Raw genomic sequence first — 24243 nt, forward strand, 5'->3', positions numbered from 1 at the left:
AGCGACACAGAGCCCGCTAAAGGTGCGGCCACGATCCAACGTGGCCTCAGGCGTCGCGCGCATCGCCCCGCCTGCTCCCTCGGAGACCTCTGTATCTTCATGCTGCGTGTCGGCCAGAACACCCGCCGGGCCGGGCTCATCGCTGCATCCGTGCTGGGCGCGGGTGCCGCGCTGCTGCTCGTCGCCATGGCGGTGCTGCCCCTGCTGGTACCGGCTGCCGAGCTGCGCCGGGTGGCGGCGCAGGCGCTCGCCGGTTCGACCGGCCAGAAGGTGGAGATTCTTGGCGAGCCGGCGATTCGCCTCTTCCCCTCGCCGCGCGTGGTGCTCGGCAAGGTCAGCTTCCCGCTCCCCGCAGGCCAGTCGCTCGATGCCGAGAACGTGGTCACGCGGCTCGATCTGCTCCAGCTTGTCGCCGGACGGGTGGCGGTGAACGACGTGATCGTCGAGCATCCGACCCTCGTCCTCACCGGCGAAGGCATGGCGCCCGCCCTCGGGATCGCGCCGGTGCTCGCCGCCACCGACCGGCCGGAGCTGCGCATCATCGACGGCACCATCGCCTGGCGCTCCAGCAGCGGCCTGACCCGTGAACTCGTCAGCGGCATCACGGCGAGCCTCGACCGGGTGCTCGACCGCGCCGGCATCGCCGTCGCCGTCCAGTTCGACTGGCGCGAGCAGCCGGTGAACGCGACGCTGTTCATCGACGACATCACCGCCTTCATGGCCGGCACACCGGCGCCCATGCGCGTGACCGTGGCGACGGACGGCGCCAAGGCCCGCTTCCACGGCCGCGCCGCCCTCGGCAAGGCGCCCACCATGGACGGCGCGGTGACGGCGGACGCCGATTCGCTGCGTGACCTGTTCGACTGGGCCGGCATGGAAGCGCCCACGCGCAGCGGCTTCGGGTCCTTCTCCCTCGCCTCCCGCCTGAAGCTGGAGAAGGGCGAGGTGGCCCTGACCGAGGCGAGTGTCGATCTCGATGGCAACCGAGGCGACGGCGGCCTTCTGGTCAAGGTCTCCGGCCCGCGCCCGCTCATCCAGGGCACGTTCGCCGCCGATCACATCACGTTCGCTCCCTACGGCGCCATGCGCCTGACGGGCGGCGAGCGGCAGGGCTGGGACCGGGGGGCGGTCGATCTCTCCGCCCTCGGCGCCTGCGACCTCGACCTGCGGCTTTCAGCGGCCCGGGTGGACGTGGGCGACACCGCGCTCTCCACCGTCGCCGCCAGTGCCGTTCTGACCGCTGGCCGGCTCGTGCTCGCCATCGGCGAAGCCCATGGCTGGGGCGGCGTGCTGCGCGCTTCCCTGACCCTCGCCCCTACTGCATCCGACGCGACCGCCCCCCAGGCCCGCCGCTCGGCGGGCGCTGAGCTGCAGCTTGAGGCGGAAGCAAACGATGTGGAACTCGCCCGCGCCCTCGACGACATCGGCGGCTTTCGCCGCATCGACGGCACCGGGACACTTCAGCTCGACGTGACGGGGGCCGGGCGCAGCATCCAGGACATCGCCGCGAACCTTCAGGGCAGCGCCGCGCTGAGCGCGGCCAACGGCTATCTCAACGGCTTCGACGTGGCGCAGCTGCTGCAGCGCATCGAGCGGCGGCCCCTCTCCGCGGCCAGCGACTGGCGTGGCGGACGCACTGCTTTCACCGAACTCAACGGCCGCATCGCCATCAGCGACGGTGTGGGCACGGTGGAGGAGCTGGTCATGCGCGGGCCGCGCGCGCAGATCGACATGACCGGCTCGCTCTCTATCGCCCAGCGCGCGCTGGACCTCGCTGGCCACGCCGCGCTGCCGGCGACCAAGGGCGCGAAGACCGGCGCCATCGACCTGCCGTTCAGCGTCCGCGGCCCCTGGGACGAGCCGAGTATCATGGCCGACCCGCTCAGCCTCATCGAGCGCTCCGGCGCGGCGCTGCCGCTGCTGGAGGCGGTGAAGGCCCGTTCCGCCGCCCCCGCCGCCGAGCGGGCGATGGATGGCGGCGCAGCGGCGAACCCGCAGCAGCCTCCGGCGAACTGACGGCGCTCGCACCAGACAGAACGCAAGCGGAAACGAAAAAGGCCGGCGCGTTGGCACCGGCCTTCAATCCTGTTTGCCTGCGGCAGAGAAATCAGCCCTTGAGGCTGGCCTGCATGGCGGCGCCGAGGCCCTTGAACGAGAGCGGCAGGATGACCGGGCGGCGCGAACCGTCCTCGAACACGATCTCACCCTTGCCGGAGCTGGCCTTGAGCGCCGTCAGCTGATCCTGCGTCAGCTCGGCGGAGGCGACGCAATGCTGGCCGCAGCGCTTGAAGGTGAGCACCACGTCCGCCACGCCCGCCACCTTCAGCGCCACGTTGGACGGCAGCCACACGCCGGGCGGGGTGAGGACGATGAGGCGCACCGGCCCACTCTTCTCGGCCCGCACCGCGACATGGGCGAGGATGTGCGCGAGGTCAGGGGTCTGCAGCGTCTGCACCGCCTCGCAGCCGCGTTTGTCGTCCTTGCCCTTGCAACGCACGGTCCAGTCGTCGTGCACCGAGCGGGTCTCGGTGGGATCGGCAGGAGCGGCAGCAGGCGCGGCGGCCGTCTGGGCGGCGGCGGGAAGGGCGAAGGCCGATGCGGCGAAGACAGCAGACAGGAGCGAGAGACGGAGGGAAGGGATGAGACCGGTAAGCGCCATCTTTTACATCCTCTCAATCGCACCCGCGCCCCGCAGCGGTGCCTCGCCGGGACATACCGACACCGGCCCCGCGAGGCAACGCAAATCGCGGCGGGACACCCCCTGACACTGGGGAAGGCGGCGCCCAAAGCACCGTCCCGCAAGGACCGTCCGGCGCGACAATGGTATCGAATTACAGGATACCGCACGCCCCGACGTCTGGGCGTTCACCCCCGCGCCCTGTCCTCGCGCCGAACGGCCACCGCGGCCAGAACACGCTCTGGTGTCGCCGGAGCGTCGAGCTTCACGGGACCCGCGCCCGGCAGGCCGGCGATCGCGTCGCGGATGGCCAGCCACACCGAAATGGCGAGCATCAGCGGCGGCTCGCCCACCGCCTTGGAGCGCAGCACCGTCTCTTCCGCATTGGGCTTGTCGAGGAGATGGACCTTGAGCACGGGCGGCACGTCGCGCGAACCGGGGATCTTGTAGGTGGAGGGGCCGCGCGTGGCGAGGCGGCCGCAGGCGTCCCACTTCAGTTCCTCGCAGGTGAGCCAGCCCATGCCCTGCACGAAGGCGCCCTCGATCTGGCCGATGTCGATGGCCGGGTTCAGCGAGCGCCCGCAATCCCCGACGATTTCCGCCCGCAGCACCCGCACCGCGCCGGAGAGCGTATCCACCGCCACCTCGGCCGCAGCGGCGCCGTAGGTGTAATAATAGAAGGGCCGCCCTTCCGACTTCACCATGTCGAAATGGATCTTCGGCGTCTTGTAGAATCCGGTCGCCGAGAGCGGCACGCGCTGCTGCCACGCCATGTGCGCCGCTTCGCCGAAGGAGAGGCTGCGATTGCCCACGCTCACGCGGCCTTCGGCGAACACCACCTCCTCCACCGGCGCATCGAAATGCGCCGCCACCACGCCCGCCATGCGGCCCCTGATCTCCTTCGCCGCGATCAGCGCCGCCATGCCGTTGAGGTCGGAGCCCGAGGAGGCCGCCGTGGGAGAGGTGTTGGGCACCTTGGCGGTGCTGGTGGCGGAGACGCGCACATGGTCGAGCGGAATGCCGAAGGCGTCCGCCACCACCTGCGCCACCTTCACGAACAGCCCCTGCCCCATCTCCGTGCCGCCGTGGTTTAAATGGACCGAGCCGTCCGTGTAGACATGCACCAGCGCCCCCGCTTGGTTCAGCGTCGTCAGGTTGAAGGAGACGCCGAACTTGATGGGCATGGTGGCGAGGCCCTTGCGGATCACCGGGCTCGCGGCATTGAACGCGTCGATTTCGGCGCGCCATGCGGCAAGGTTCGCCTTGGCATCGAGAAGGGCCATGGCCTCGACGATCAGGCTGTCCTCCACCTCCTGCCCGTAGGGCGTGATGTTGCGCGGGGCATCGCCATAATGGTTGGCGGCCCGCACGGCCTCGATGGACTTGCCGAGGTGGCGGGCGATCTCGTCCATCACCGCCTCGATGGCGAGCATGCCCTGTGGCGCGCCGAAGCCGCGGAAGGCGGTGTTGGAGACGGTGTTGGTCTTCACCAGCACGCCGCGAAAGCGCGTCGCCGGGATGAAATAGCAATTGTCCACGTGGCAGAGCGCGCGGGAGACCACGGCGGGCGAGAGGTCCGCCACGTTGCCGCAATCGGCGGCGAATTCCATGCCAAGCCCGGCAATGCGGCCCTCCGGATCGAAACCTGCCTCCCAGCGCACCCGGAAGGGATGGCGCTTGCCGGTGGCTTCCATGTCCACCTCGCGCGGCAGGCGCAGCTTTACCGGCTTGCCGGCGTGATGGGCGAGCAGGGCCGCGATGGCGGCGACGATGGTCGCCTGGCTCTCCTTGCCGCCAAAGGCGCCGCCCATGCGCCGCACTTCCACCGTCACGGCCGCGAACGGCAGGCCCAGCACATGGGCGACGCCGTGCTGCGCCTCGGTGGGATGCTGGGTGGAGGAATAGACCTGCATGTCCCGGTCCTCGCCGGGAATGGCGATGGCGATCTGCCCTTCCAGATAGAAATGATCCTGCCCGCCGCAGCGCACCTGGCCGGAGAGGCGCAAGGGCGCGCCGGCCAGCGCGGCCGCCACATCGCCCCGCCCCACCTGCTGGTCCGGCGTGACGCGGGCGCCGGCCTCATAGGCTGCATCGAGATCGAGCAGCGCGGGCAGCGCCTCATATTCCACCCGCACCAACGCCGCGGCAGCGCGGGCGGCATCGAGGGTCGGCGCGGCCACGGCGGCGACGGGATGGCCCACATAGTCCGCCTCGCCCTCGGCCAATAGCGGCTCGTTGCTGCGGATGGGGGCGATGTCGTTGACGCCGGGAATGTCGCCCGCCGCCACCGCCACAACGCCCGGCAGAGCACGGGCTGCGGACAGGTCGATGGAGACGATGCGCGCGTGGGCATGGGGGCTGAGCACCAAGGTCGCGTGGAGCAGGCCGGGGGGCTCCGGCATGTCGTCGAGATAGACGGCGCGGCCGCTCACATGGGCGTTGGCGCTCTCGTGACGGGCGGGGACATGGACGGCGCGGGTCATAGCGCCTCCAGCTCCAGCGGCACGCCGGGGCGCGTGGTGGCGAGGTGGAGGCGGCGCACCAGATTGGCGGCGGCCGCCTGGCGATAGGCGGCGCTGGCGCGATGGTCGGAGAGGGGCGCGAAGTCAGCGGTCAGCGCAGCTTCGATGCCTGCGGGCGGCGCATCGCCCCATGGTGCGCCGGTGAGGAAGGCTTCCAGAGCCGGCGCGCGCTTGGCCCGCTCCGCCATGCCACCGAAGGCCGCTGCGAGAGCCGTGATCCGTCCGCCGTCCACCCGCACACGAAAGGCGCCGAGCAAGGTGGAGATGTCCTGATCGAAGCGGCGCGATAGCTTCCAGGCGAAGAGTGCTTCGCCCTCCGCGAGGCGCGGCAGGCGCAGCGCGGCGATCACCTCGTCCGGCGCCAGCGCGGTCTGGCGATAGCCGGTGAGGAAATCCGCGACCGCCATGCGTCGCACGCCGGAGAGCCCGGCAAGCTCCACCTCCGCATCCAGCGCCAGCAGCACCGGCAGCGTGTCGCCCACGGGCGAGGCGGTGCCGAGATTGCCGCCGAAGGTGCCCATGGTCCGGATCTGCCGCGATCCGATGCGGCGGATGAGGGCGCCGAAGGCGGGAAAGGCCGCCTCCACCGTCGCCAGCCCGTCCGCATAGGTGACGGCGGCGCCGAGGACGAGCACGTCGCCCTCCCATCCGATCCGCTTCAGCTCCGCCACGCGGCGGGTGGAGATGGCGAGGGGGAAGCCCTGCCGCTTCTTTGCGGGGATCAGGCCGAGGTCGGTGGCACCGGCGATCAGAACCGCGTCCGGATAGGCGCTGCGCAGCGCCACCAGTTCCGAAAGTGTCTGCGGCACGAGATGCAGTTCCCCCTGTGCCGCGATGCGCGTGCCGGCCACCGGCGGGACGCGCGCAGGCTCCGCCGGCGGCGGAGCGGCGCAGAGCGCGCGGGCGGCATCCACGATGGGGCGATAGCCGGTGCAGCGGCAGAGATTGCCGGCCAGCACCTCGTGGATGTCAGACTCGTTGATGGGAGCATCAGCCGTGCGGCTCTCGCTCATCGCATAAAGCGACATGACGATGCCCGGCGTGCAGAAGCCGCATTGGGTGCCGTCGCTTTCGGCCAGCACGGTCTGGACGGGATGGAGGCCGGACGGCCCGGCGAGCCCCTCCACCGTCTTCACCTCGGCGCCGTCGATCTGGGACAGAAGCAGGATACAGGAATTGGCGACCTGCCAGCGCGCCGCCCCGTTGTTCTGCCGCCCAATGGCGATTGTGCAGGCGCCGCAATCGCCTTCCGCGCAGCCTTCCTTGGTGCCGGTAAGGCGGAGGCGGGTGCGCAGGAAGTCCAGCACCGTCATGGAGGGGGCGGCATCCGCCACCTCGATCCGCTCGCCGTTCAGGACAAAGGCGATGGCCACGCTTTCAGCCTCCCGCGCTCTGGGACGAGCGGAAGGCCCAAGCCACCATGCGCCGCTCGAACACGGCGAAGATCGCGTACATGAGGATGCCCTGGATGGCGAGGGAGATGAGCCCGGCGAACACCAGCGGCATCTGGAAGTTGGAGCCAGCCTGCACCATGAGATGGCCCACCCCCGCATTGGCGCCGATGGTCTCGGACACCACCGCGCCCACAAAGGCGAGCGTGATGCCCACCTTGAGCGCCCCGAAGAGATAGGGCCCGGTGCGGGGAATGCCAACCTTGCGCATGATGTCGAGCTTGGAGGCGCCGAGCGCCCGCAGCACGTCCTCCAGTTCCGGCTCGGTGGTGGCGAGGCCGGTGGCCACGTTCACCACGATGGGGAAGAAGGAGATCAGGAAGGCGGTGAGGATGGCCGGCACCTCGCCGATGCCGAACCACATGATGAGGATGGGCACCACCGCCACCTTGGGCACGGAGTTAAACCCGATCATCACCGGATAGAGCCCGCGATAGATGGTGCGCGACCAGCCCACCACCACGCCGAGCGCGATGCCGAACACCACCGCGATGGCAAAGCCCGCCATGGTGGTCCACAGGGTGACGAACGAGTTCTTCAGCAGCGGCCACCAGTATTTCACCATGGCGGCGAAAATCTCGGTAGGCGCCGGCAGGATGAAGGTATCGATCTTGAAAAGCCGGCAGGCGGCCTCCCAGATCACGAACAGAGCGACCGTGAAATAGACAGGGGCGAGGTTCTCAACGGAGAGCTTTTTCATCATCTCACGCCGCCTGCCGCACTTCGGCGATCTTGTTGCGCAGCTCGTGGACCAGACCGGTAAACTCGGGCCGGTAGCACACGTCGAGATCGCGCGGCCGGGGGAACGGCACCTGCCGCGTCTCCACGATGCGGCCGGGGCGCGCGCTCATGACGTGGATGGTGTCGGCGAGGAAGGCCGCCTCACGCAGATCGTGGGTGACGAGGATGACGGTGAAGCCGAATTCCTGCCAGAGGTCGCGCAGCACACACCACAGCTCCTCTCGCGTGAAGGCGTCCAGCGCGGCGAAGGGTTCGTCCAGCATCAGCAGCGCCGGCTGGTGGATGAGGGCGCGGCAGAGCGAAGCGCGCTGCTGCATGCCGCCGGACATCTCCCACGGGAAACGATCAGCGAAGGCGCCGAGGCCCACCACGTTGAGCAGCGCCATGGCCTTGTCCTGACACGCGGCCTTGTCGCGGGAGAAGCGGCGGCGATAGGGCTCGACGATCTCCAGCGGCAGCATCACGTTCTGCAGCACGGTGCGCCACGGCAGGAGATTGGCGTGCTGGAAGGCCATGCCCGCCACCTTCACCGGCCCCTTCACCTCCTTGCCGTCGATGGAGACGGTGCCGGAGGTGGGGCGGATGAGGCCGGTGACGAGCTTCATCAGCGTGGACTTGCCGCAGCCGGAGGGGCCGACCACCGCAGCGAACTCGCCCTTGCGCACGGTCAGCGTGGTGCCGGCCAGCGCCGTCACCGGGCCGGTGCGCCCGGGATAGGTCAGGGTCACATTGTCGAGGACGATCACGGGGAGGCCCTATTCTGCTTTGTCGCCGTCATCCCCCGGCTTGTCCGGGGGATCCAACCGGGCCGACAGGCAGGTCCGGCGCGCCGTTGCCACCCTCTGGCCGAGGAGTGGATGCCCCGGACAAGCCGGGGCATGACAGATTAGAGAAAGATCAGGTCACATCTTCCGTTCGCTCGCCGGCGGCAGGTATTCGCTGGTGAAGATATCCGCGGCGGTGGGCTTGGCCTTGAATTCGTAGGTGATGCCCACCTGGTCGATGGACTTCGCCAGCCGCGCGGGGTCAACATCGCCAGTGCCGTTGGCCTTCACCCAGTCGGTGACGATGTTGTCCTTCAGCGCCATTTCGAGGCGGGCCAGCTCGATGGCCTCGTCGGCCGTCTCGTTGCGCTTCATGACGGACTTGATGGCGCTCTTGGGATCCTTGGCGGTGTCGATGATGCCCTTGATGGTGGCCTTTACGAAGCCCTTCACCACCTCGGGACGGGCCTTGGCGAAGTCGGGGTTCACCATGATGGCGTTGCCGTAGAGCACCAGGCCGTGCTTGGACATGAGCATCACCGCGATGTCGTCCGCCGGCACGCCCTTCTGGCGCAGATTGAAGAAGGAGGAGAAGGAGAAGCCGGTGATGGCGTCCACCTTGCCGTCGGCCAGCATGGGCTCGCGCACGGGGAAGCCAATGTTCTCGATCTTCACCTTCTCGGCGTCGATGCCGTTCTCCTTCACGAAGGCCTTCCACTGGGCGAAGGCGCCGTCCGGCGCGGGGGCGCCGAGGATCTTGCCCTCGAGGTCCTTCGGCTTGGTGATGCCGGTCTTCTTCAGGCTGACGATGGCGAAGGGCGGCTCGTCATAGACCATCTGGACGGCGACGACCTTCTTGTCCGGGTTCTGGTCGCGGAACTTCATCAGCGAGTTGATGTCGAAGAAGCCGATGGGATAGGTGCCCGCCGCCACACGGGCGATGCCGGCCACCGAGCCGGGACCGCTGTCGATGGTGACGTTGAGGCCCTCGGCCTTGTAGTAGCCCTTGTCCAGCGCCACGAAATAGGGGGCGGACGGCCCCTCGAACTTCCAGTCGAGCGCGAATTTCACGTCGGTCTCAGCCAGCGCGGGCGCCGCTGCCAGGGTGGCGAGAACGGCGGCGAACACGGAACGCATCAGGCCCATGAAAAAGCTCCTCGGTTTCGCTGCCGTGGACTGCAACCGCCATGCCAGCGGCCCCGCACGCCGTAGCGGCAGGCCACGGGCGCCCCGACCGTCGCGGATCGGCCACTGCCGCACGATGAGGCAGGCAGCCTCTGCCCTCAAGATCGGCAGATTGCTTAGGCCATGTGCAAACCGCGCCCTTTCCCCCTGCTGGACAGATCCCGCCGCCTGGGCCACTCCATCGATGACAGATGCCGACAAGCGGAGGGGCCATGGCACGGCGGGTGCTGCTCACCTGGGAACAGGGCGCGGGGTTCGGCCACACCATCCAGTTGGCACGGCTCGGCCGGCGGCTCCTTGAGGCGGGCGCTGAGGTGGTGGCCGCGGTGCGCCATCTGCAGAATGCCGGGCCGCTGGTCGAGGCCGGCATTCGCCTGATGCAGGCGCCGCCATGGCCCGCCCCTGCCCCACGCGCTGGCGACCACATCCCGGCCTCGGCGACGCTGACCGACAGCCTCGCCCGCGTCGGCCTGCGCGATCCCGACAGCGTGCGCCCGGTGCTGCGCGCGTGGCGCGACCTGATGGATGTGGAGCGGCCGGACCTGATGGTCTGCGACTATGCCCCCCTCGCCGGCCTCGCCGCGCGCGGGCGCTGCCCGGTGATGCAGGTGAGCACGGCCTATTGCCTGCCGCCGGCGGATCTCGAAGCCATGCCGGTGTTCCACGATTTCATGCCGTCCCAGCATCCGGATGGCGAAGTGGTCGCGGCGGTCAACACCGCGCTGGCGGATACGGGCCTTGCCCCCATCGACCGCGTCGGTGCCCTCTTCACCGGCGATGACGCCTTCGTGCGCAGCTTCCAGTTGCTCGATCCCTATGCGGACCTGCGCAGCCGGCAGGCGGAAGGCCCGGTGATGACCGAGGCCATGCGCGAGGCGTCCCCCGATGCCCGCACCGTCTTCGCCTATGTCCACACCGACGTGGCCTCACGACCGGACATAGCCGCCGTGCTGATGGCGCTGGCCCCACGGCTGGAAATCTTCGTGCCGGGCGTTGACCCCTCCTGGCTGGCGCCGCTTTCGGCGGCCGGGGCCATCGTGCATGGGCGGCCAGTGTCCATGGCGGAGGCCATGACCCGAACTCGCCTGCTGATCCATCAGGGCAGCGCCGGGGTGGCGGCGGATGCGCTGGCGGCGGGCGTGCCGCAAGTCACCTTCTCGGTGCATGTGGAACACTGGCTGAACGGCGAGGCGCTCGCCGCCGCCGGGCTCAGCCGCAACTTCCCGCTGTTCCATCCCAATGCACGGGTTGCGCCGGAGCCGGTTCTGGCCGCGCTGGAAGACAGGGACATGGCCATGATCGCCGCGGCGGCCGGCCGGATGCACCGGTCCGAACTCGCCGCCCGCGATCCTCTGGACGCACTGACGGCGCGCTGCCGCGCGCTGCTCTAGGCTCGCTCAATAGCCGATCGGCCCACCACCGCCACCGCCAATAGGTCCACCGCCGCCACCGGGGAAGCCCGGAAAGCTCGGGATATTCGGGAAGGTCGGCAGGTTGGGGAAGCTCGGGAAGCCGCCACCGCCGCCATAGCCGCCGGGGAAGCCGCCGCCACCACCACCGTAGCTATAAGGCGGCGGGGTGACGGGAATGACGACATTGCCCTGGTTCTGCTGGGAGGCCTGCTGGGCGATGGTGTCCGCCTCGCCCTGAAGCTCGGTGTTCACGGACCGGCAGGTCGCCGCCGCGAGGTCCATGGTGGTCTGGCCCTGCACCGGCACGCCGCACGGATGGCTGGACCCACGGTCGAGGCCAGTCGTGTCCGCGACCGGGCCGCGGCGCCCGCCGGTCTGGCCGGTCTGGCTGCGGGTCTGGGCGATGACCGCATCGATCTGGGCCTGCGACACCCGCACCGGACCGGTCATGCCGCCGCGCCCAACCGTGACCATGAAGCCGGGCCGGCGGATCACCACCGTCTCCCCGCCCGGCCCCACCACGGTGAGGGTGCCGAACTGGAGGATGGCCTGGGTCTCGCCGTCGCGGTGGATGATGGCCGCGACGCCGCCACGGATGCCGATGGTCGCCACCGGCGTCTTCACCTCGGCCCCACCGGTGTGGCTGGCATTGCCACCGACGAAGCGCGCCGCACCCTTGGTGAGGGTGAGCGCCATGGATCCGGCCTTGGCGTTCGGGTCGTAGACGAACTCGTCGATGACGAGGTTCGAGTTGGGGCCGATGTTCAGCGTTGTCTTGTCCACGAAAAGGACCTGAACGCTGCCGGCGGAGCTGGTCTCGATGCGCTCGCGGTGGATGATGCTGGAGCCGAGCTCCAGCGTCCGCACGCCAGACCCGGCATTGCCGGTGGAGCGGGGATTGACCGCGGCGGCCGTGCCGACGCTGTTCTGCGCAAGGGCCGGGCCGGTGGCGGCCACGATGGCGAGGGAGGCGACGGACGCCAGGAGACGGGCGGGGGTGCTGATGGGCATGATGCGTTGCTCCTCAGAACCGCACGTTCGGGCCAATGGAAACGCTGAAATTGTCGAATGCATAGTTCGGCAAGGTCGAGGTGGACCAGCTGTACTGGACCTGCGTCAGCAGCCCCCACTGCTCGTGGACCGGCACATCGAGCGCGAGGCCGACCCGGTACTGGTTATCCTGTTCCGTGATGAACCGGGTGATGAACGGGTTGGGCGCATCATAATTGTAGCGCGTGTAGCCGACGCTCGGGATGACGATCCAGCGCTTCACGCCCCACAGGCCCTGGAACTCGAACGGCAGCGCGAGGTCCACCGCGAAGGTGTTGTAGGAGTACCAGGGCAGGTCGCCCGAGGCATCGTTGTAGGAGAGCCGCGCGCGCCAGCGCCAATCGTCGGTGATGCGGCCGAAGGCGTTGCCGCCCACCGTCCACATCTCGCCGCTCTGGAACGACGCGGTGGGATAATCCTGCGACGACTGGTAGTCGCGCTGGCGGATCTCCGCGAAGGGCTCGAGCCCGAACCAGGCGCTGAACGGCAGATAGAGCGAGACGCCCGCGCCATAGGTGCCGAGATAGCCGCTGCCGCCCAGCGCCACGCCGCCGGCGAGCACATAGGCGCGGATGGACGAGCCCGGCAGTGCGTCCGGCGCCAGCGCGAAGCGCGGACCGGTGTTGAATTCGGCAAAGCCCAGGTTCAGCTGCTGCAGCTGGAACTGCTGCGAATAATAGAGATTGAGGTTGGTTTCCCAGACATCGCCGCGCTGGTTGCCGAAATCGTAGACGTGGCGGATGGAGGCGAGCGCGAAGGCGTTGCCGTCCGCCTGCGCGGCCGCGCTCGGCGGCAGCAGAGCGCCCACGTCCTGCCCGATCACGAGGCGGCTGGAGGGGCCGTAATTGGCGTTGGACTGGTAGCGCACGCCCACCTGCCCGTAGACGCTCCACTGGTTGGTGGAGAGGCGGCGGTCGATTTCCACCAGATAGGCGGCGATGTTGTCCCGCTCCTGCCCGGTCAGTTCCGGCGACTGGGCGATGGGCTCGAAATAGGCGCGCGCGGATTCATAGGAGCCGAGCCGGTAATAGAGCCGCGCCAGCTCGAGGCGCACGCGCACCAGCTTGGGATTGTAGAAGAGGATGCGCTCGTAGACGCCGATGGCGGCCTCGTAGTCGCCCACCTCAACCGCACGCCGGGCAAGGCGGAAGGCCAACTCCACGTCCGCAGGACGCTTCATGGATTGGTCGAACAGGGTGTTGAATTCAGGGTCGGAGTCCGCCAGCACGGTCTGCTGCGCTGCCAGCGCCGGTCCCGCCAGCACGCTTAGCGCCATAGCCAGCACGATGCCGCGCACGGACGCCCCCGCCCCCAAGCTACCCCTGCTCGGGTCCGCAACCCGAGTATTGTACCGCTTCACCAGCATGCCTGACCATCCGGCTTTTGCTGGCAAGGCCCCGCCCCTTGCCCATGCTGCGATCCTTACCATTGCGGGTGCCGGAAGGGGATTCCGCGCGCCGGACAAGCCAAGGATTCATGCGCATTTCCGTGACGTAAAAGCATTTTTGCCACAGGCGCCTAGGCGACGCGCCAAGATCATACCGCCACGCAATCCTGTCCTCGCAATTCGCAGGACAGCGCGCCTGGGACCGCCAAAACCCCTCGCATTTTCAGATTGCACGGATGCAATGAACATAGACTTTCATTCCATCAATGCTTGCATAAGTTGATCTCAACGGCGGCCACGGTGCCGCCCAGAGGATCAAGGAGCAGACCCATGCGCAGCATCGGACTTCACCACGTCACCGCCATCGCCGGCCCCGCCCGTCGCAATCTGGACTTCTACACCCGCACCCTCGGGCTGCGGCTGGTGAAGAAGACCGTCAATTTCGACGATCCCGGCACCTATCACTTCTATTTCGGCGACGCCGCCGGCTCGCCCGGCTCCATCCTTACCTTCTTCCCCTGGGAATCCGCCGGCATCGGCCGGGCGGGCGTGGGCGAGACGCAGGAGACTGCGTTCCGCATCCCCGAGGCGGCGGTGAGCTACTGGACCGAGCGCCTCGTCACCGCCGGCCTTTCGCCGGACCTGCCGGAGAAGCGCTTCGGTGAGACGGTGATCGCCTTCAAGGACTCGGACGGAATGCGCATCGCCCTCGTCGGCGTCCCCGGCATCGAGGCCGAGCCCGCCTGGGGCGGCGGCGAAGTGCCGGAGGCGCACGCCATCCGCGGCATGCATTCCGTGACCCTCCTGCTGAAGGAGGCCGGCGCCACCGCGGACATCCTCACCGACGTGTTCGGCTTCGAGGAGGCCGGGCGCGAAGGCACCCGCATCCGCTACCGGGCGCCGGGGGTTGCGGTCGGCGGCATCGTGGACATCCGCGAAGCTGGCGGCTTCCTCTCCGGCCGGCAGGGACGCGGCAGCGTCCACCACATCGCCTTCCGCGCCGCTGACGACGCGGCGCAGGCCGAGATGGTGGAGAAGCTGACGGCCCGCCACGGCCGTCACGTCACCGAGCAGCGGGACCGGAACTACTTCCGCTCCGTCTACTTCCGCGAGCCCGGCGGCGTCCTGTTCGAGATTGCCACCGACGATCCCGGCTTCGCCGTGGACGAGGCGCCCGAGCATCTCGGCGAGGCGCTGAAGCTGCCGGCCCAGTACGAGGCGCACCGCGCCGAGATCGAGCGGGTTCTGCCGCAGGTCGCCTGAGCGGACAGGCCCGACACCCCATCATCGCCCGGCCGCGCCAGCGGCCGGGCCGGAAAGGAACTGCCCCAATGACCACCGTTCCTGATGCGCTTGCCGCCCCCGCGCGGAGCGCCCTCTCCTTCACCCACCGCTTCGTGCCCGCTACCGATCCGGCCGCCGCACCGCTGCTGCTGCTCCACGGCACCGGCGGCGACGAGAATGATCTCATCCCCCTCGGCCGGATGCTCTCGCCCGGCGCGGCGTTGCTGTCGCCCCGCGGCAAGATCAGCGAAGGCGGAATGCCGCGCTTCTTCCGCCGGCTGGCGGAAGGCGTGTTCGATGAGGAGGACGTGGTGCGGCGCGCCCACGAGCTGGCCGATTTCATCGGCGAGGCGCGCGCCGCCTATGGCCTTGCCGCCCCGGTGGCGGTGGGCTTCTCCAACGGCGCGAACATCGCCGCGGCCGTGCTGATGCTGCGTCCGGACGTGCTCTCCGGTGCGGCCCTGCTGCGGGCCATGGTGCCGCTGGCGAACCCGCCGGCGGGCACCCTTCCGGGAACGCCGGTGCTGATGCTCTCGGGCGCCGCCGACCCCATCGTGCCCGCGAACAACGCGGCCCGGCTGGCTGCCCAGCTGGAGCAGCGGGGCGCCCGCGTGGAGCACCACACGCTGCCGGGCGGCCATGGCCTCACGCCCACCGACATGACGACCATGCGCGACTGGCTCACGCGGACCGGCGCGGCGGCGGCCTGAGGCTCAGCGCGCCGGTTCAGCGCGCCGACTTGGCCGAAGCCGTGCCGCCGCCACCGCCCTGCTTCGCCGCCGCGATGATGGCGGGCGCCAAGGCATCGGCGAGGCAGGCGTAGCCGGCGTCATTCATGTGAAAGCTATCCCACGACAGGGTGCCGCGGAATCCCTTCGGGTCTTCCGCGGCCCACTGCTTCATCATGGCGTAGCGGCGCAGCAGCGGCACGCCGCGCGCCGAGGCCGCCGCATTCACCGCCGCGACGAACGCCTCATAGCGGGCGAGATCGTTGATGCCGGGGAAATACTGCTGGTCGATGACGACCACCGCCGCGCCCGATGCCGCGATGGCGGCGAGGCCATCCGCGACCGTGGCGCGCAGCCGGGTCGGATCGCCGCCGAAGATCACGTCGTTCGTCCCCACCTGCCACAGCACCAGTTGAGGCGCCGGCTGGGTCTGCACGAGCGACTTGAGGCGCGCCAGCGTGGACGGCCCGGTCTCCCCCGAGACGCCGGCATTCACCATGGCGACCCGCCCTTCGCCCAGTGCCGCCGTCAGGCGATGGGCGAGCTGGCTCGGATAGTTGGTGTCGCCGCTCGATGCGCCCACGCCCGCCGTGGTGGAGGAGCCGATGGCGAGGATGCGCAGGGGCTGGCCCTCCCTGAGCGCCTTGACGCCGGCAGGCATAGACAGCGCCGGCGAGGGCCGCGCCGTGCAGCCCGCGGCATTGGCGGCATTCGGCCCGCCGGCAACAAGGATACCGCCCAGAACGGCGAGCAGCGGGACCGCAAGGAAACGAAGGCAGCACATGGGGAAGGACCGATCCGGAAGAAACGGAGCCCGCCGGGCGGGCGCCGGGGCGGATTGAACCCAAGGCGCGCGCGACGTCAACAGCAAAGCTCCACGGGACGCCTCACTCCGCCGCGCCTCACTCTGCCGCGCGCATGGGCGCTGCCCCCTCTTGCGGCCGCCCATCCTCCCTCTCCCGGGGATCGGTCCAGCGGCCCGCCTCGATCTCGGCGATCTGCCGCGAGACGTCGCGCACCACCTTCCGGGAGAAGGGGCCGAGATGCATGTAGAACAGCGCCAGCGAGAGCAATTGCTCCAGCCTGTCCAGCCGCTTGAGCCCGCGCAGCGCCACCGGCCAGATGTGCACCGCCGCCTGCGGATGGCGCCAGGTGACGGTGGCGAGCACGCCGAACAGCCGTCCGAGATCGGCGACCATCTGCCTGACGTCGATGGGCGCCGGCGGGGCCGGCGGCTCGGTCGCGGCGGGCGGCTTGGTCGCGGCAACCGCCCCTTCCTGCCGCCCGACGAGTTCAGAAAGCCGGCGGATGCGGCCGAAGAAGGCGCGCGGGGCATAGACCCTGGCATAGACCTCGCGGTAGCGCCGCAGCACGTCGATGCGCGGCTCCAGCGTCGCGAAATTGAGGCCGGCGCCGGTCTGGTCCCCGTGGCGGAAGTCCTCTTCCTTGATCGGGAACATCCGCCCTTCCCGCTCAAGCCGGCGGGAGAGCTGGGTATCGGGAAGCGCATAGAGCAGGCCCAGCGAAACCACCGGGATGGCCGCCTCCTCGATCAGTTCCGCCATGGCGTCCGCCGCGTCGGGGGACTCATTGTCGAAGCCGACGATGAAGCCCGCGATCACCACGATGCCGGCGGCATAGATGCGGTGGACGCTGGCGGCGATGTCGCGCTTGGTGTTCTGCTTCTTCTGCGTGGAGCGCAGGACCTCGGGATCGGGGCTCTCGATGCCCACGAACACCAGATAGAATCCGGCCTCAGCCATCTGATCCAGCAGCGCGCTATCGTCCGCCAGGTTGAGCGAGGCCTCGGTGGAGAAATGGAACGGGTGGCCATGCGCCCGCTGCCATTCGATCAGGTGCGGCAGGAAGGCCTTAACCGCCTTCTTGTTGCCGATGAGATTGTCATCGACGAAATCCACATGGCCGCGATAGCCGAGCGCGTACAGCGCATCCAGCTCCGCCAGCATCTGCGCCGCCGTCTTGGTGCGCGGCACCCGGCCGTACAGCTCGATGATGTCGCAGAACTCGCAGGTGAAGGGGCAACCACGGGAGAACTGCACGCCCACGAACAGATAGTCCGGCAGGTGAAGCAGATCGAAGCGCGGCACCGGCGTTTGGGTCACGGCCGGCCGCTCCTCGGGCGTGGTGATGAGGCCGGAGCGGGCACCACTCTCCCAGGCTTCGACGAAGGCGGAGAGCGTCGCCTCCGCCTCGCCGAGGACACGGAAGTCGGCGGCCGCATAGGCTTCGGGGCTCGAGGACACGTCCGGTCCGCCCACCACCACCACCTTGCCCGCCGCCTGCATGGCGGCGACGGCGGCCAGCGCCTCCTGGCGCTGGGGCAGCATGCCGCTGACGAACACCACGTCCGACCATTCGAGATCAGCCGGGTCCAGCGCACGGGCGTTCAGGTCGCAAAGCCGGGCCTCCCAGTGCGCCGGCAGAAGCGCCGCAACGGTGATGAGGCCCAGCGGCGGCGCCATGCAGCGCGCGCCCTTGAGCCGCGCCAGCTCCAGATTGCGCCAGAAGCTGTCCTGCGCGAACCGAGGATAAAGTAACAGTACCCGGACGCTCGACATCGCCGCCCCTATCGCCGCCCACGTGATTCGCAAATGACCATAGGGCGGTTGCGGGACCGTGTCATCGCAACGGACGATGTGGCCTCAAGGGCAAGCTGGATCGCGGCCACGGCTTGCGCGGCCACGGACGCGTCAGGGTCGCTTCCCCCCGTTTGGTTGTCGTCCGAGATGGCCCCGTCGCGCACGAGATGGGTCGGCCCCATATGGGCATCGAGATGGGAGATCATGCCAACCCCCACCTATCCTATATTTTTATTTCCTCAAGAAATAACGGGAAGTGCGCCGCGATTTCGTCGGCTTCGATGATGTGATAAATGTTGAATCTGTAGGCTGCTCCAAGATCAACCTCCGGAGGCGTAAAGGGAAAGGCCAGATTCCCTGCGGTCGACATGCGACCCTCGAACCCCAGATGCAGCAGATATTGCTTTGTCGTTCGCATCACTTGCATGGCGCGATCCGGGTTTGGCGAGAGACACTCACCGAGTATGAAGACTTCATGGGGAGATGGCGGCACGCCGTCGACGTCGAGCGGACGAACGCCGTCGATGCCGTAGAGGCGGAACGCGAGCTGGTAGTCTTCAGGCGCGTTCTCGCACACCAGGTCACGCACCACTTCCTTGATCCGGTCCACGACCCCCGCGATGTGGAGGATGAAGTTGGGATCCTCCGCCGCGCACAGCAGCACGGCCCGCGATCCGACCGCGACGGCCCCCTCCAGCTTGATGGTCTGGCGCGAAGCGGGGCGATCCGGCGCGAACATTTCGTGCGCGGCAAGTCCATCAAGGAGATTGTGCGGGAGACCGGTCGCAAGCTCACGCACATCGCGCGGAATGCGACGCATATAGTGCTTGTTCTGCGTCCCCTTGCGGTTCATCGGACGGACCAGCCGAAAGAGCATTGATGCACACCCGTGTATCACAGCCGGGCAGGCGCAACACCCTGAGGTGGCTTATCCTTCTACGATCATGCGATTTTTGGAAGGAATGGTGCCCAGGGGCGGGGCGCTGTGGGCTCGGAAAATCAATCTCCTGTAGCTGAGTGGGAAAGCTAGTTATTTCACCCAACCGCAACAGCTCGCAGTGGGCTTTTTCTCACCAAATGCCCCGCCCTCGCCATTCAAGGAAAAGTGAATCCTTCAATTAGTGCCGAACTATAGCTTTAGCTCCGCATCTCTGACGTCAATGGGGGTGTGCTCGGCGGGCTGGAAAGGGGCTGGTGTCGGCGCGGCGCTGTGCGGTAGCTCCGCCCCATGTGCAATCTCTAAAGCCACGCCTCGGACGTCCAGGCGATCCTTGATCTGACGCCCTACGCGGAGCTTGGTCGGCAACCTACCCCCTCAACCGAGCACATTCCCGGGCTACGAGGCACCCATTGTGCCGACGGGCTCGGACGGCGCACGCGAGCTTGCCATGGCGCGATGGGGAATGCCGTCGTCGCAACCGGCGCTGATGGAGGCAACCAAGAAGCGCGCCGCGAAGCTGGAGGGCAAGGGCCAACGGGTCGATTTAAAGGGATTGCAGCGGTTCCGCCGGATAGCGGGACAACGAACATCCGCAACACGTCGAGCACGCGCCGGTAGCGCTGACTGGGGCCGGAAAACCGCTGCGTAGCGCCGTTCACTAGACCAACCACCGAAAGCTGCTTCTTTCTCTCGACTCTCGGTTGCACTATCTTCAAAATGAAGAAGTAGGACGGGAAACGTTCCGAAGGTTGTTATTGAGGAAGCAGCGCGCCTATCGGGGACGGGCACCCGCGGGCGTCTAGCGTCGTTCTCGAATGAGCCAAACAGGGGGGAATCCAATGGCCAAGAGACTTGTTGCACAATCTAGCGCGGACGCTATTCGAGCTAAGTACCCAGACTACAGCACATTTGAAGTCCTTACTATCGTTTATGCGATTGTCGCGCTTTCCGAGGCATATCGTGCGATACGCAATTCAGAGCAGGGCTCCGATGGGTTCATGCGGCAGCTCGACAAAATTCAAGACATGCTATCGGGAATATCTAGCAAACTCAGTGATATAAGCAATAGAATCGCGCAAATCGAAAATATTCTTATAAACCTACCGCTAGTTATCAGAGGCGAGCTAAAGGGCAACACCCTCGCAACACTCTTCGGAGAGGCCAACTCTATATGCCAACGACTTCACGACAATCTTGATCCGCGCTATATAAACGATAGCATTCCCGATATCAAGAGAGACTCGGATCGACTACATGACATTATCGGCTCTATACGTGGCGTCGATGGCGTTACGGGACTTTTCACAACCGCACCACTGGCTTCCCTCTGGCTAACTGCAAGGGTCGCGATTGAGAAAGTAAAAAGCCAGCAATCCACCTATGTCCCTAGATCTCCATGGGCTGAGTCGTTCATGACAGACTCACATGCGCGTTTCGTGTCAGCCTACAGCCTCATTCGCAGACAGGACGTTGAATATAATACACAGATAATTCCGCATTTTCCAAAGTATAACTCAAGACAAAATGTCACAACAAAGGGAATTAGAAATATTTTTGTGCCTGCTCCGAAAATTCCAAAGATCGGGCCGAACCATCCGAAAGTTTATAGCGTCACGCAAACTCTTCAGGGAGAATTCCTAGAAGTCGAATACGTTTTGACTGATTTTCCTAACCCGCCAACAAACGCTTGGAAACGCGTGAATCTGAACATGCCAGCTAAAGGCGAGGAGTCAGGGCGGGATGCATATCAAACCTTCGTGACAGATCGGCGCGAGTCGATCGCCTTCTATGATTGCGTACCAAGTCTGTATAGCAATGAAGCGGATTTAATGAGCAGTTTTGTCGAGCCACCAGACTTCTGGGTTCGCAAATTAAAGTAATGGCGCTGATTTGACACCGCCTCCTTGGACCGCGAACCGGCGCACGGAGATGTATCCCCACTCGCCACTACGCTTGCCTTAAACCGGGCAGGACAGGGGCCAAGCTGCGGAGGCCTTTGTAGACCGTGGCATGCTTGGTAGATCGCGACGATGTAAACCAAAAGATAGCCGAACCTATGCAACAGCTTGCGCACCAACAGCTTGCGGGCCGTGCCCTTCCGTCGAACGGCCCGCATAATTCGACTACGAACTGGGTCAACCTGCATCGCTGGAGGACAGCGTGAAATCGTCGATTGAACCGCCTCTCAAGTTAGGAGAGGCGGGCTCCTTACCACCGAGCTGCGCGGGCCGGTCGCCAGCATCTACCCGAAGGCCATGCCCGTGATCCTCACGAAGCCGGAGAAACTGAAAAATGGATGACGGTGCCGCAGGAATAGGCGAAGGCACTTAGGCCTCCAATTATGGCCGGCGCGCTTCAGATAGTCGCGCGCGGAGTGAAGAAAGATCCCCTTTAGCAAATTTACTCAATTCTGTATTGATTAGGAGAAGTATATCGGCTGCGGCAGCTCCGCCGCGCACCTCGGATCAAGACAAATATTATCGCAAACGAGGAAAATGATGGCCAAGAAAATGACAAATCTAGAATTTGATGAAAATGTAAGTTTCGACATTAATCTAGAGGCATTTAAAGCTCATATCACTAAAATAGACTCAAATTTGGCGTCAGAACTATGTATAATACTTCCTTCTATAATCAATAATATCCACAAAACTGACGAAATATGGAATCTACTACTTAAGGCTTGTGAGGCTGAACCAGATAATGGAGCGAAAAAATCAGCCGGCGTCATTGCGGCGGCTGGCAGCGCTACGCCGCCGGCACCGCAACAGTCACCGCTTCCGACGGTAACCGGATGGTTGTTGGAGGGAGTTTCAATCGAGGGATTCCGGGGGGTCAACAACGAAGGTCAGCCTCTCGAACTAAAGTTTAACCCCAACACGGTCAGCAGCGTCTCGGCCGTTAACGGCGTGGGCAAAACGTCAGTTTACGACGCAGTGCGCTATGCGATCACCGGTACCCTGCCGTGGTTGGACGATTTACCCGCTACTGAACGGGAGAGTGACTACTACCATAACCGCTTTCACTCGACGGGACAGTCGACTATCAAGCTCCGGCTAGTCGCGGAGCCCGGCGCACAAAAGTGCGAAATTACCGTCGTCCGCAGCCCGCTCGGACAGCGGACCGTGAGCGCCACCGGGTCGTGGGATGCCCAGTCGATATTGACTGGGCTCGACAGGGAATTTGTGTTTCTCGACGGGCCAACATTCCAGAAGTTCATCGCCGCGCCGCCACTTTCCAGGGGGCGCACGTTTTCCGGCCTCCTCGGCCTCTCAGCATACAGCGATCTTCGTCAAGCTTTGGCTAGTTTGTCAAACACTCGGGCATTTAACAACCACTTCGAAACCACCCAGCGCACCCAAGCGAAGATGAGGGAGGAACGGGCTTCGGAGGAATTGTCGGCCGCCATCGCCAAGGATTATGACGCACTCATAGGCGCACCGCTGGAAAAACTCGACTTCGACGCCGCCCGGGCCAAATGCCACGAGGCGCTGGTGCAGATCGCGCCTCTTAAGCCACACTGCGAAGGAAAAGAGTTCAACGCGATCGACATCGATGGCTGCATTGACGCCATTAAGGATGCCGAGGGAGGCCCCAAGCGTGAGCGCCTCGGTGCATGCATTCGAATGCGCGACGACCTCTCAAAGCTCAATCACCACGCCCCTACGGAGGAACGTGCTAAGCAGCTCGCGGCGCGCGCCTTGGAGAGAGATGACACACTGGCAAAGACGGCGGGCGATCTGATGCTTCAGCTGTACCAAGCTGGTACTAAAGTTATCGATAGCCCCGACTGGGAAGATCCACATCATTGTCCGCTTTGCGACCGAGAAGGCTCCGAAAGCCTCAAGGATCACCGTCTGGCGCGTGGAAGACATCCGCGCGCTCATCGAGACGGGCGCGCGCTGACCATGGCGATGAGCCGGATCAACCCGCGGCGCATCCATATGCATCTGCCTTATACGGTGGAGCAGGTGGCGGATGCCCTGAAGGTCCACAAGAACACGGTGCGCCTGTGGATCAAGCAGGGGCTGCCGGTGGCCGACACCCACCGCCCCGTCATCCTCGCCGGTGCCGACGTCCGCACCTTCCTCCTAGAGCGCCGGGCCGCCCGCAAGCACCCGACGGGACCGGGACGCTTCTATTGCTTCCGGTGCCGGGAGTCTGTCCGTCCTGCCGGCGACATGGCCGATCTGGTGCCGCGCAACGATCGACTCGGCGCTCTTCAGGGGCTTTGCCCCCGGTGCGGCGCGCTCATGCACCGGGCGGTGGCCATGACGCGGTGGCGTGTGGCTGCGAGCGATCTGGACGTAAAGATTTTGCAGGGGCCATCCACGCCTAAGCGAGATGACACCCCCCATGCTCAATCGTGACTTGAGAGATACCGAAATGCCCAGCCTGAAATCCAGGCGCCCGAACGAGCGGATCAAGCGCAAATATCTCGAATTCCAGCGCCTCGCCCTCGGCCGCAGCGATGCCTCTATCTCCGCAACGGCCGAAGCACTCCACCGCTTCGAGCACTATACATCCTACCGCGACTTCAAGAGGTTTCACATCGAGCAGGCCAAGGGCTTCCGCGACCACCTCGCCAAAGCGGCGAACGCCCGCACCGGCGAGAAGCTTAGTGCCGCCACCGTCACCTCGACGCTGACGGCCCTGAAGCGGTTCTTCGCATGGCTCGCCATGGAGCCGGGCTATCGCCGGGTCCTCACGCCGGCCGACGCGGACTATTTCACCCCCACCGCGCGCGACGCCCGCATCGCCACCGCGCGCCGCGAACGTCCCGTGCCCAGCCTTGAGCAGGTGCGGGCGGTGCTGGAGCGGATGCCGGCCGAAACCGACATCGAGAAGCGCGATCGGGCGCTGATCGCCTTCCTCATCCTCACGGGCGCCCGTGACGGCGCGCTTATCACCTTCAAGCTGAAGCACATCGATGTGGCCACGGGCCGGCTGGAGCAGGACGCCCGCGAGGTTGCGACCAAGCGGGCGAAGACCTTCACCACGTTCTTTTTCCCGGTGGGCGACGACATCAAGGCCATCGTCGCCGAATGGGTGCGCTACGTGCGGATCGAAAAGCTCTGGGGCGAAAACGATCCGCTGTTTCCCGCCACCGAGACCGCGGCCGATCCCGCCCGCGGCTTCCACGCGGTGGGGCTCGCGCGGCAGCATTGGACGAGCGCCGGCCCGGTCCGCAAGATCGTCCGCGCGGCCTTCGAGGCGGCGGGCCTGCCCTATGCCAACCCACACAGCTTCCGCCACACCCTCGTGCAACTCGCCTACAAGCTCCAGCTGCCGCCGGAAGCCTTCAAGGCGTGGTCCCAGAATCTGGGCCACGAGGACGCCCTCACCACCTTCACCAGCTACGGCACGTTGCCGGTGCATCGGCAGGGGGAGGTGATGCGGGGGATTGGGGAGCGGCGGGAGATCGGGGGACGCCGGGAGATTGCCCCGAAAGACATTGCTGCAGCAATCGCAACCTTGGCCGGATTGCAACAACCATAAGTC

General features: G+C 66.3%; 18 protein-coding genes and 1 pseudogene. 8 read left to right on the forward strand and 11 right to left on the reverse strand.

The genetic code is table 11. From position 1 onward, the window contains the following. Positions 1-99 precede the first annotated feature (99 nt). The gene (locus tag XAN126_RS0115465; RefSeq protein ID WP_024279495.1) at positions 100-2016 is read left to right on the forward strand and encodes an AsmA-like C-terminal region-containing protein; all 1917 of its coding nucleotides are present in this window, start codon (positions 100-102) and stop codon (positions 2014-2016) included. A 91-nt stretch (positions 2017-2107) separates the two neighbouring features. Here XAN126_RS0115465 and XAN126_RS0115470 read toward each other — a convergent pair whose 3' ends face one another. The 6 genes from XAN126_RS0115470 to XAN126_RS0115495 all read right to left on the reverse strand — a co-directional run bounded on the left by XAN126_RS0115470 (position 2108) and on the right by XAN126_RS0115495 (position 9301). Beyond that, positions 2108-2659, reverse strand: a complete 552-nt coding sequence (locus XAN126_RS0115470; protein WP_024279496.1) for an invasion-associated locus B family protein — start codon at positions 2657-2659, stop codon at positions 2108-2110. Between the two features lie 206 nt (positions 2660-2865). Beyond that, positions 2866-5160, reverse strand: a complete 2295-nt coding sequence (gene xdhB / locus XAN126_RS0115475) for a xanthine dehydrogenase molybdopterin binding subunit (RefSeq protein WP_024279497.1) — start codon at positions 5158-5160, stop codon at positions 2866-2868. Beyond that, positions 5157-6572, reverse strand: a complete 1416-nt coding sequence (xdhA, locus tag XAN126_RS0115480) for a xanthine dehydrogenase small subunit (protein WP_024279498.1) — start codon at positions 6570-6572, stop codon at positions 5157-5159. The genes xdhB and xdhA overlap by 4 nt, the downstream gene beginning before the upstream one ends. 4 nt (positions 6573-6576) lie before the next feature. Next, entirely contained in the window at positions 6577-7350 is a 774-nt protein-coding gene (locus XAN126_RS0115485) for an ABC transporter permease (protein WP_024279499.1), read from the reverse strand. Positions 7351-7354: 4 nt separating this feature from the next. Further along, on the reverse strand, positions 7355-8137 hold the full coding sequence (locus tag XAN126_RS0115490; RefSeq protein WP_024279500.1) for an ABC transporter ATP-binding protein: 783 nt from the start codon (positions 8135-8137) through the stop codon (positions 7355-7357). Between the two features lie 156 nt (positions 8138-8293). Next, a complete protein-coding gene (locus XAN126_RS0115495; RefSeq protein WP_029877250.1) occupies positions 8294-9301 on the reverse strand; it encodes an ABC transporter substrate-binding protein in 1008 nt (335 codons plus the stop codon). Between the two features lie 251 nt (positions 9302-9552). On the opposite strand from XAN126_RS0115495, the gene XAN126_RS0115500 reads away from it, so the two are divergent. Then, positions 9553-10731 (forward strand): hypothetical protein, encoded by a 1179-nt coding sequence (locus XAN126_RS0115500; protein ID WP_024279502.1) that lies wholly within the window; start codon positions 9553-9555, stop codon positions 10729-10731. A 6-nt stretch (positions 10732-10737) separates the two neighbouring features. Here the strand turns inward: XAN126_RS0115500 and XAN126_RS29065 are convergent, their stop codons facing one another. Next, the gene (locus XAN126_RS29065; RefSeq protein WP_024279503.1) at positions 10738-11763 is read right to left on the reverse strand and encodes a FecR family protein; all 1026 of its coding nucleotides are present in this window, start codon (positions 11761-11763) and stop codon (positions 10738-10740) included. Between the two features lie 13 nt (positions 11764-11776). Then, entirely contained in the window at positions 11777-13099 is a 1323-nt protein-coding gene (locus XAN126_RS0115510) for a tetratricopeptide repeat protein (RefSeq protein WP_024279504.1), read from the reverse strand. Between the two features lie 420 nt (positions 13100-13519). Between XAN126_RS0115510 and XAN126_RS0115515 the strand changes: the two genes are divergently transcribed. Together XAN126_RS0115515 and XAN126_RS0115520 are read left to right on the forward strand one after the other, a co-directional pair. Beyond that, complete coding sequence (locus XAN126_RS0115515; protein WP_024279505.1) at positions 13520-14452, forward strand: ring-cleaving dioxygenase; 933 nt, start codon at positions 13520-13522, stop codon at positions 14450-14452. A gap of 68 nt (positions 14453-14520) precedes the next feature. Then, positions 14521-15183 carry an alpha/beta hydrolase gene (locus XAN126_RS0115520; protein ID WP_024279506.1) on the forward strand — a complete coding sequence of 221 codons (663 nt, stop codon included), beginning with the start codon at positions 14521-14523 and terminating at the stop codon, positions 15181-15183. A 16-nt stretch (positions 15184-15199) separates the two neighbouring features. Here the strand turns inward: XAN126_RS0115520 and XAN126_RS0115525 are convergent, their stop codons facing one another. From XAN126_RS0115525 to XAN126_RS0115540, 3 genes are all read right to left on the reverse strand, one after another. Then, the gene (locus tag XAN126_RS0115525) at positions 15200-15985 is read right to left on the reverse strand and encodes an SGNH/GDSL hydrolase family protein (RefSeq protein WP_024279507.1); all 786 of its coding nucleotides are present in this window, start codon (positions 15983-15985) and stop codon (positions 15200-15202) included. A gap of 118 nt (positions 15986-16103) precedes the next feature. Then, positions 16104-17780, reverse strand: coding sequence for a B12-binding domain-containing radical SAM protein (locus XAN126_RS0115530; RefSeq protein ID WP_024279508.1), 1677 nt, complete (start codon positions 17778-17780; stop codon positions 16104-16106). A gap of 244 nt (positions 17781-18024) precedes the next feature. Further along, entirely contained in the window at positions 18025-18678 is a 654-nt protein-coding gene (locus XAN126_RS0115540) for a hypothetical protein (protein WP_024279510.1), read from the reverse strand. 421 nt (positions 18679-19099) lie between these two features. Here XAN126_RS0115540 and XAN126_RS29070 point away from each other — a divergent pair. The 4 genes and pseudogenes from XAN126_RS29070 to XAN126_RS0115550 form a co-directional block, all read left to right on the forward strand. After that, positions 19100-19356, forward strand: a pseudogene (locus XAN126_RS29070) (SOS response-associated peptidase); the annotation flags it as partial. 224 nt (positions 19357-19580) lie between these two features. Continuing rightward, the gene (locus XAN126_RS28370; RefSeq protein WP_155982319.1) at positions 19581-20621 is read left to right on the forward strand and encodes a hypothetical protein; all 1041 of its coding nucleotides are present in this window, start codon (positions 19581-19583) and stop codon (positions 20619-20621) included. Between the two features lie 618 nt (positions 20622-21239). After that, positions 21240-23111 (forward strand): AAA family ATPase, encoded by a 1872-nt coding sequence (locus XAN126_RS27235; RefSeq protein ID WP_155982320.1) that lies wholly within the window; start codon positions 21240-21242, stop codon positions 23109-23111. Positions 23112-23127: 16 nt separating this feature from the next. Continuing rightward, a complete protein-coding gene (locus XAN126_RS0115550) occupies positions 23128-24240 on the forward strand; it encodes a tyrosine-type recombinase/integrase (RefSeq protein WP_024279512.1) in 1113 nt (370 codons plus the stop codon). Positions 24241-24243: the final 3 nt, after the last annotated feature.

The sequence above is a fragment of the Xanthobacter sp. 126 genome, assembly GCF_000526175.1.
GTDB classification, from domain to species: Bacteria; Pseudomonadota; Alphaproteobacteria; order Rhizobiales; family Xanthobacteraceae; genus Xanthobacter; species Xanthobacter aminoxidans.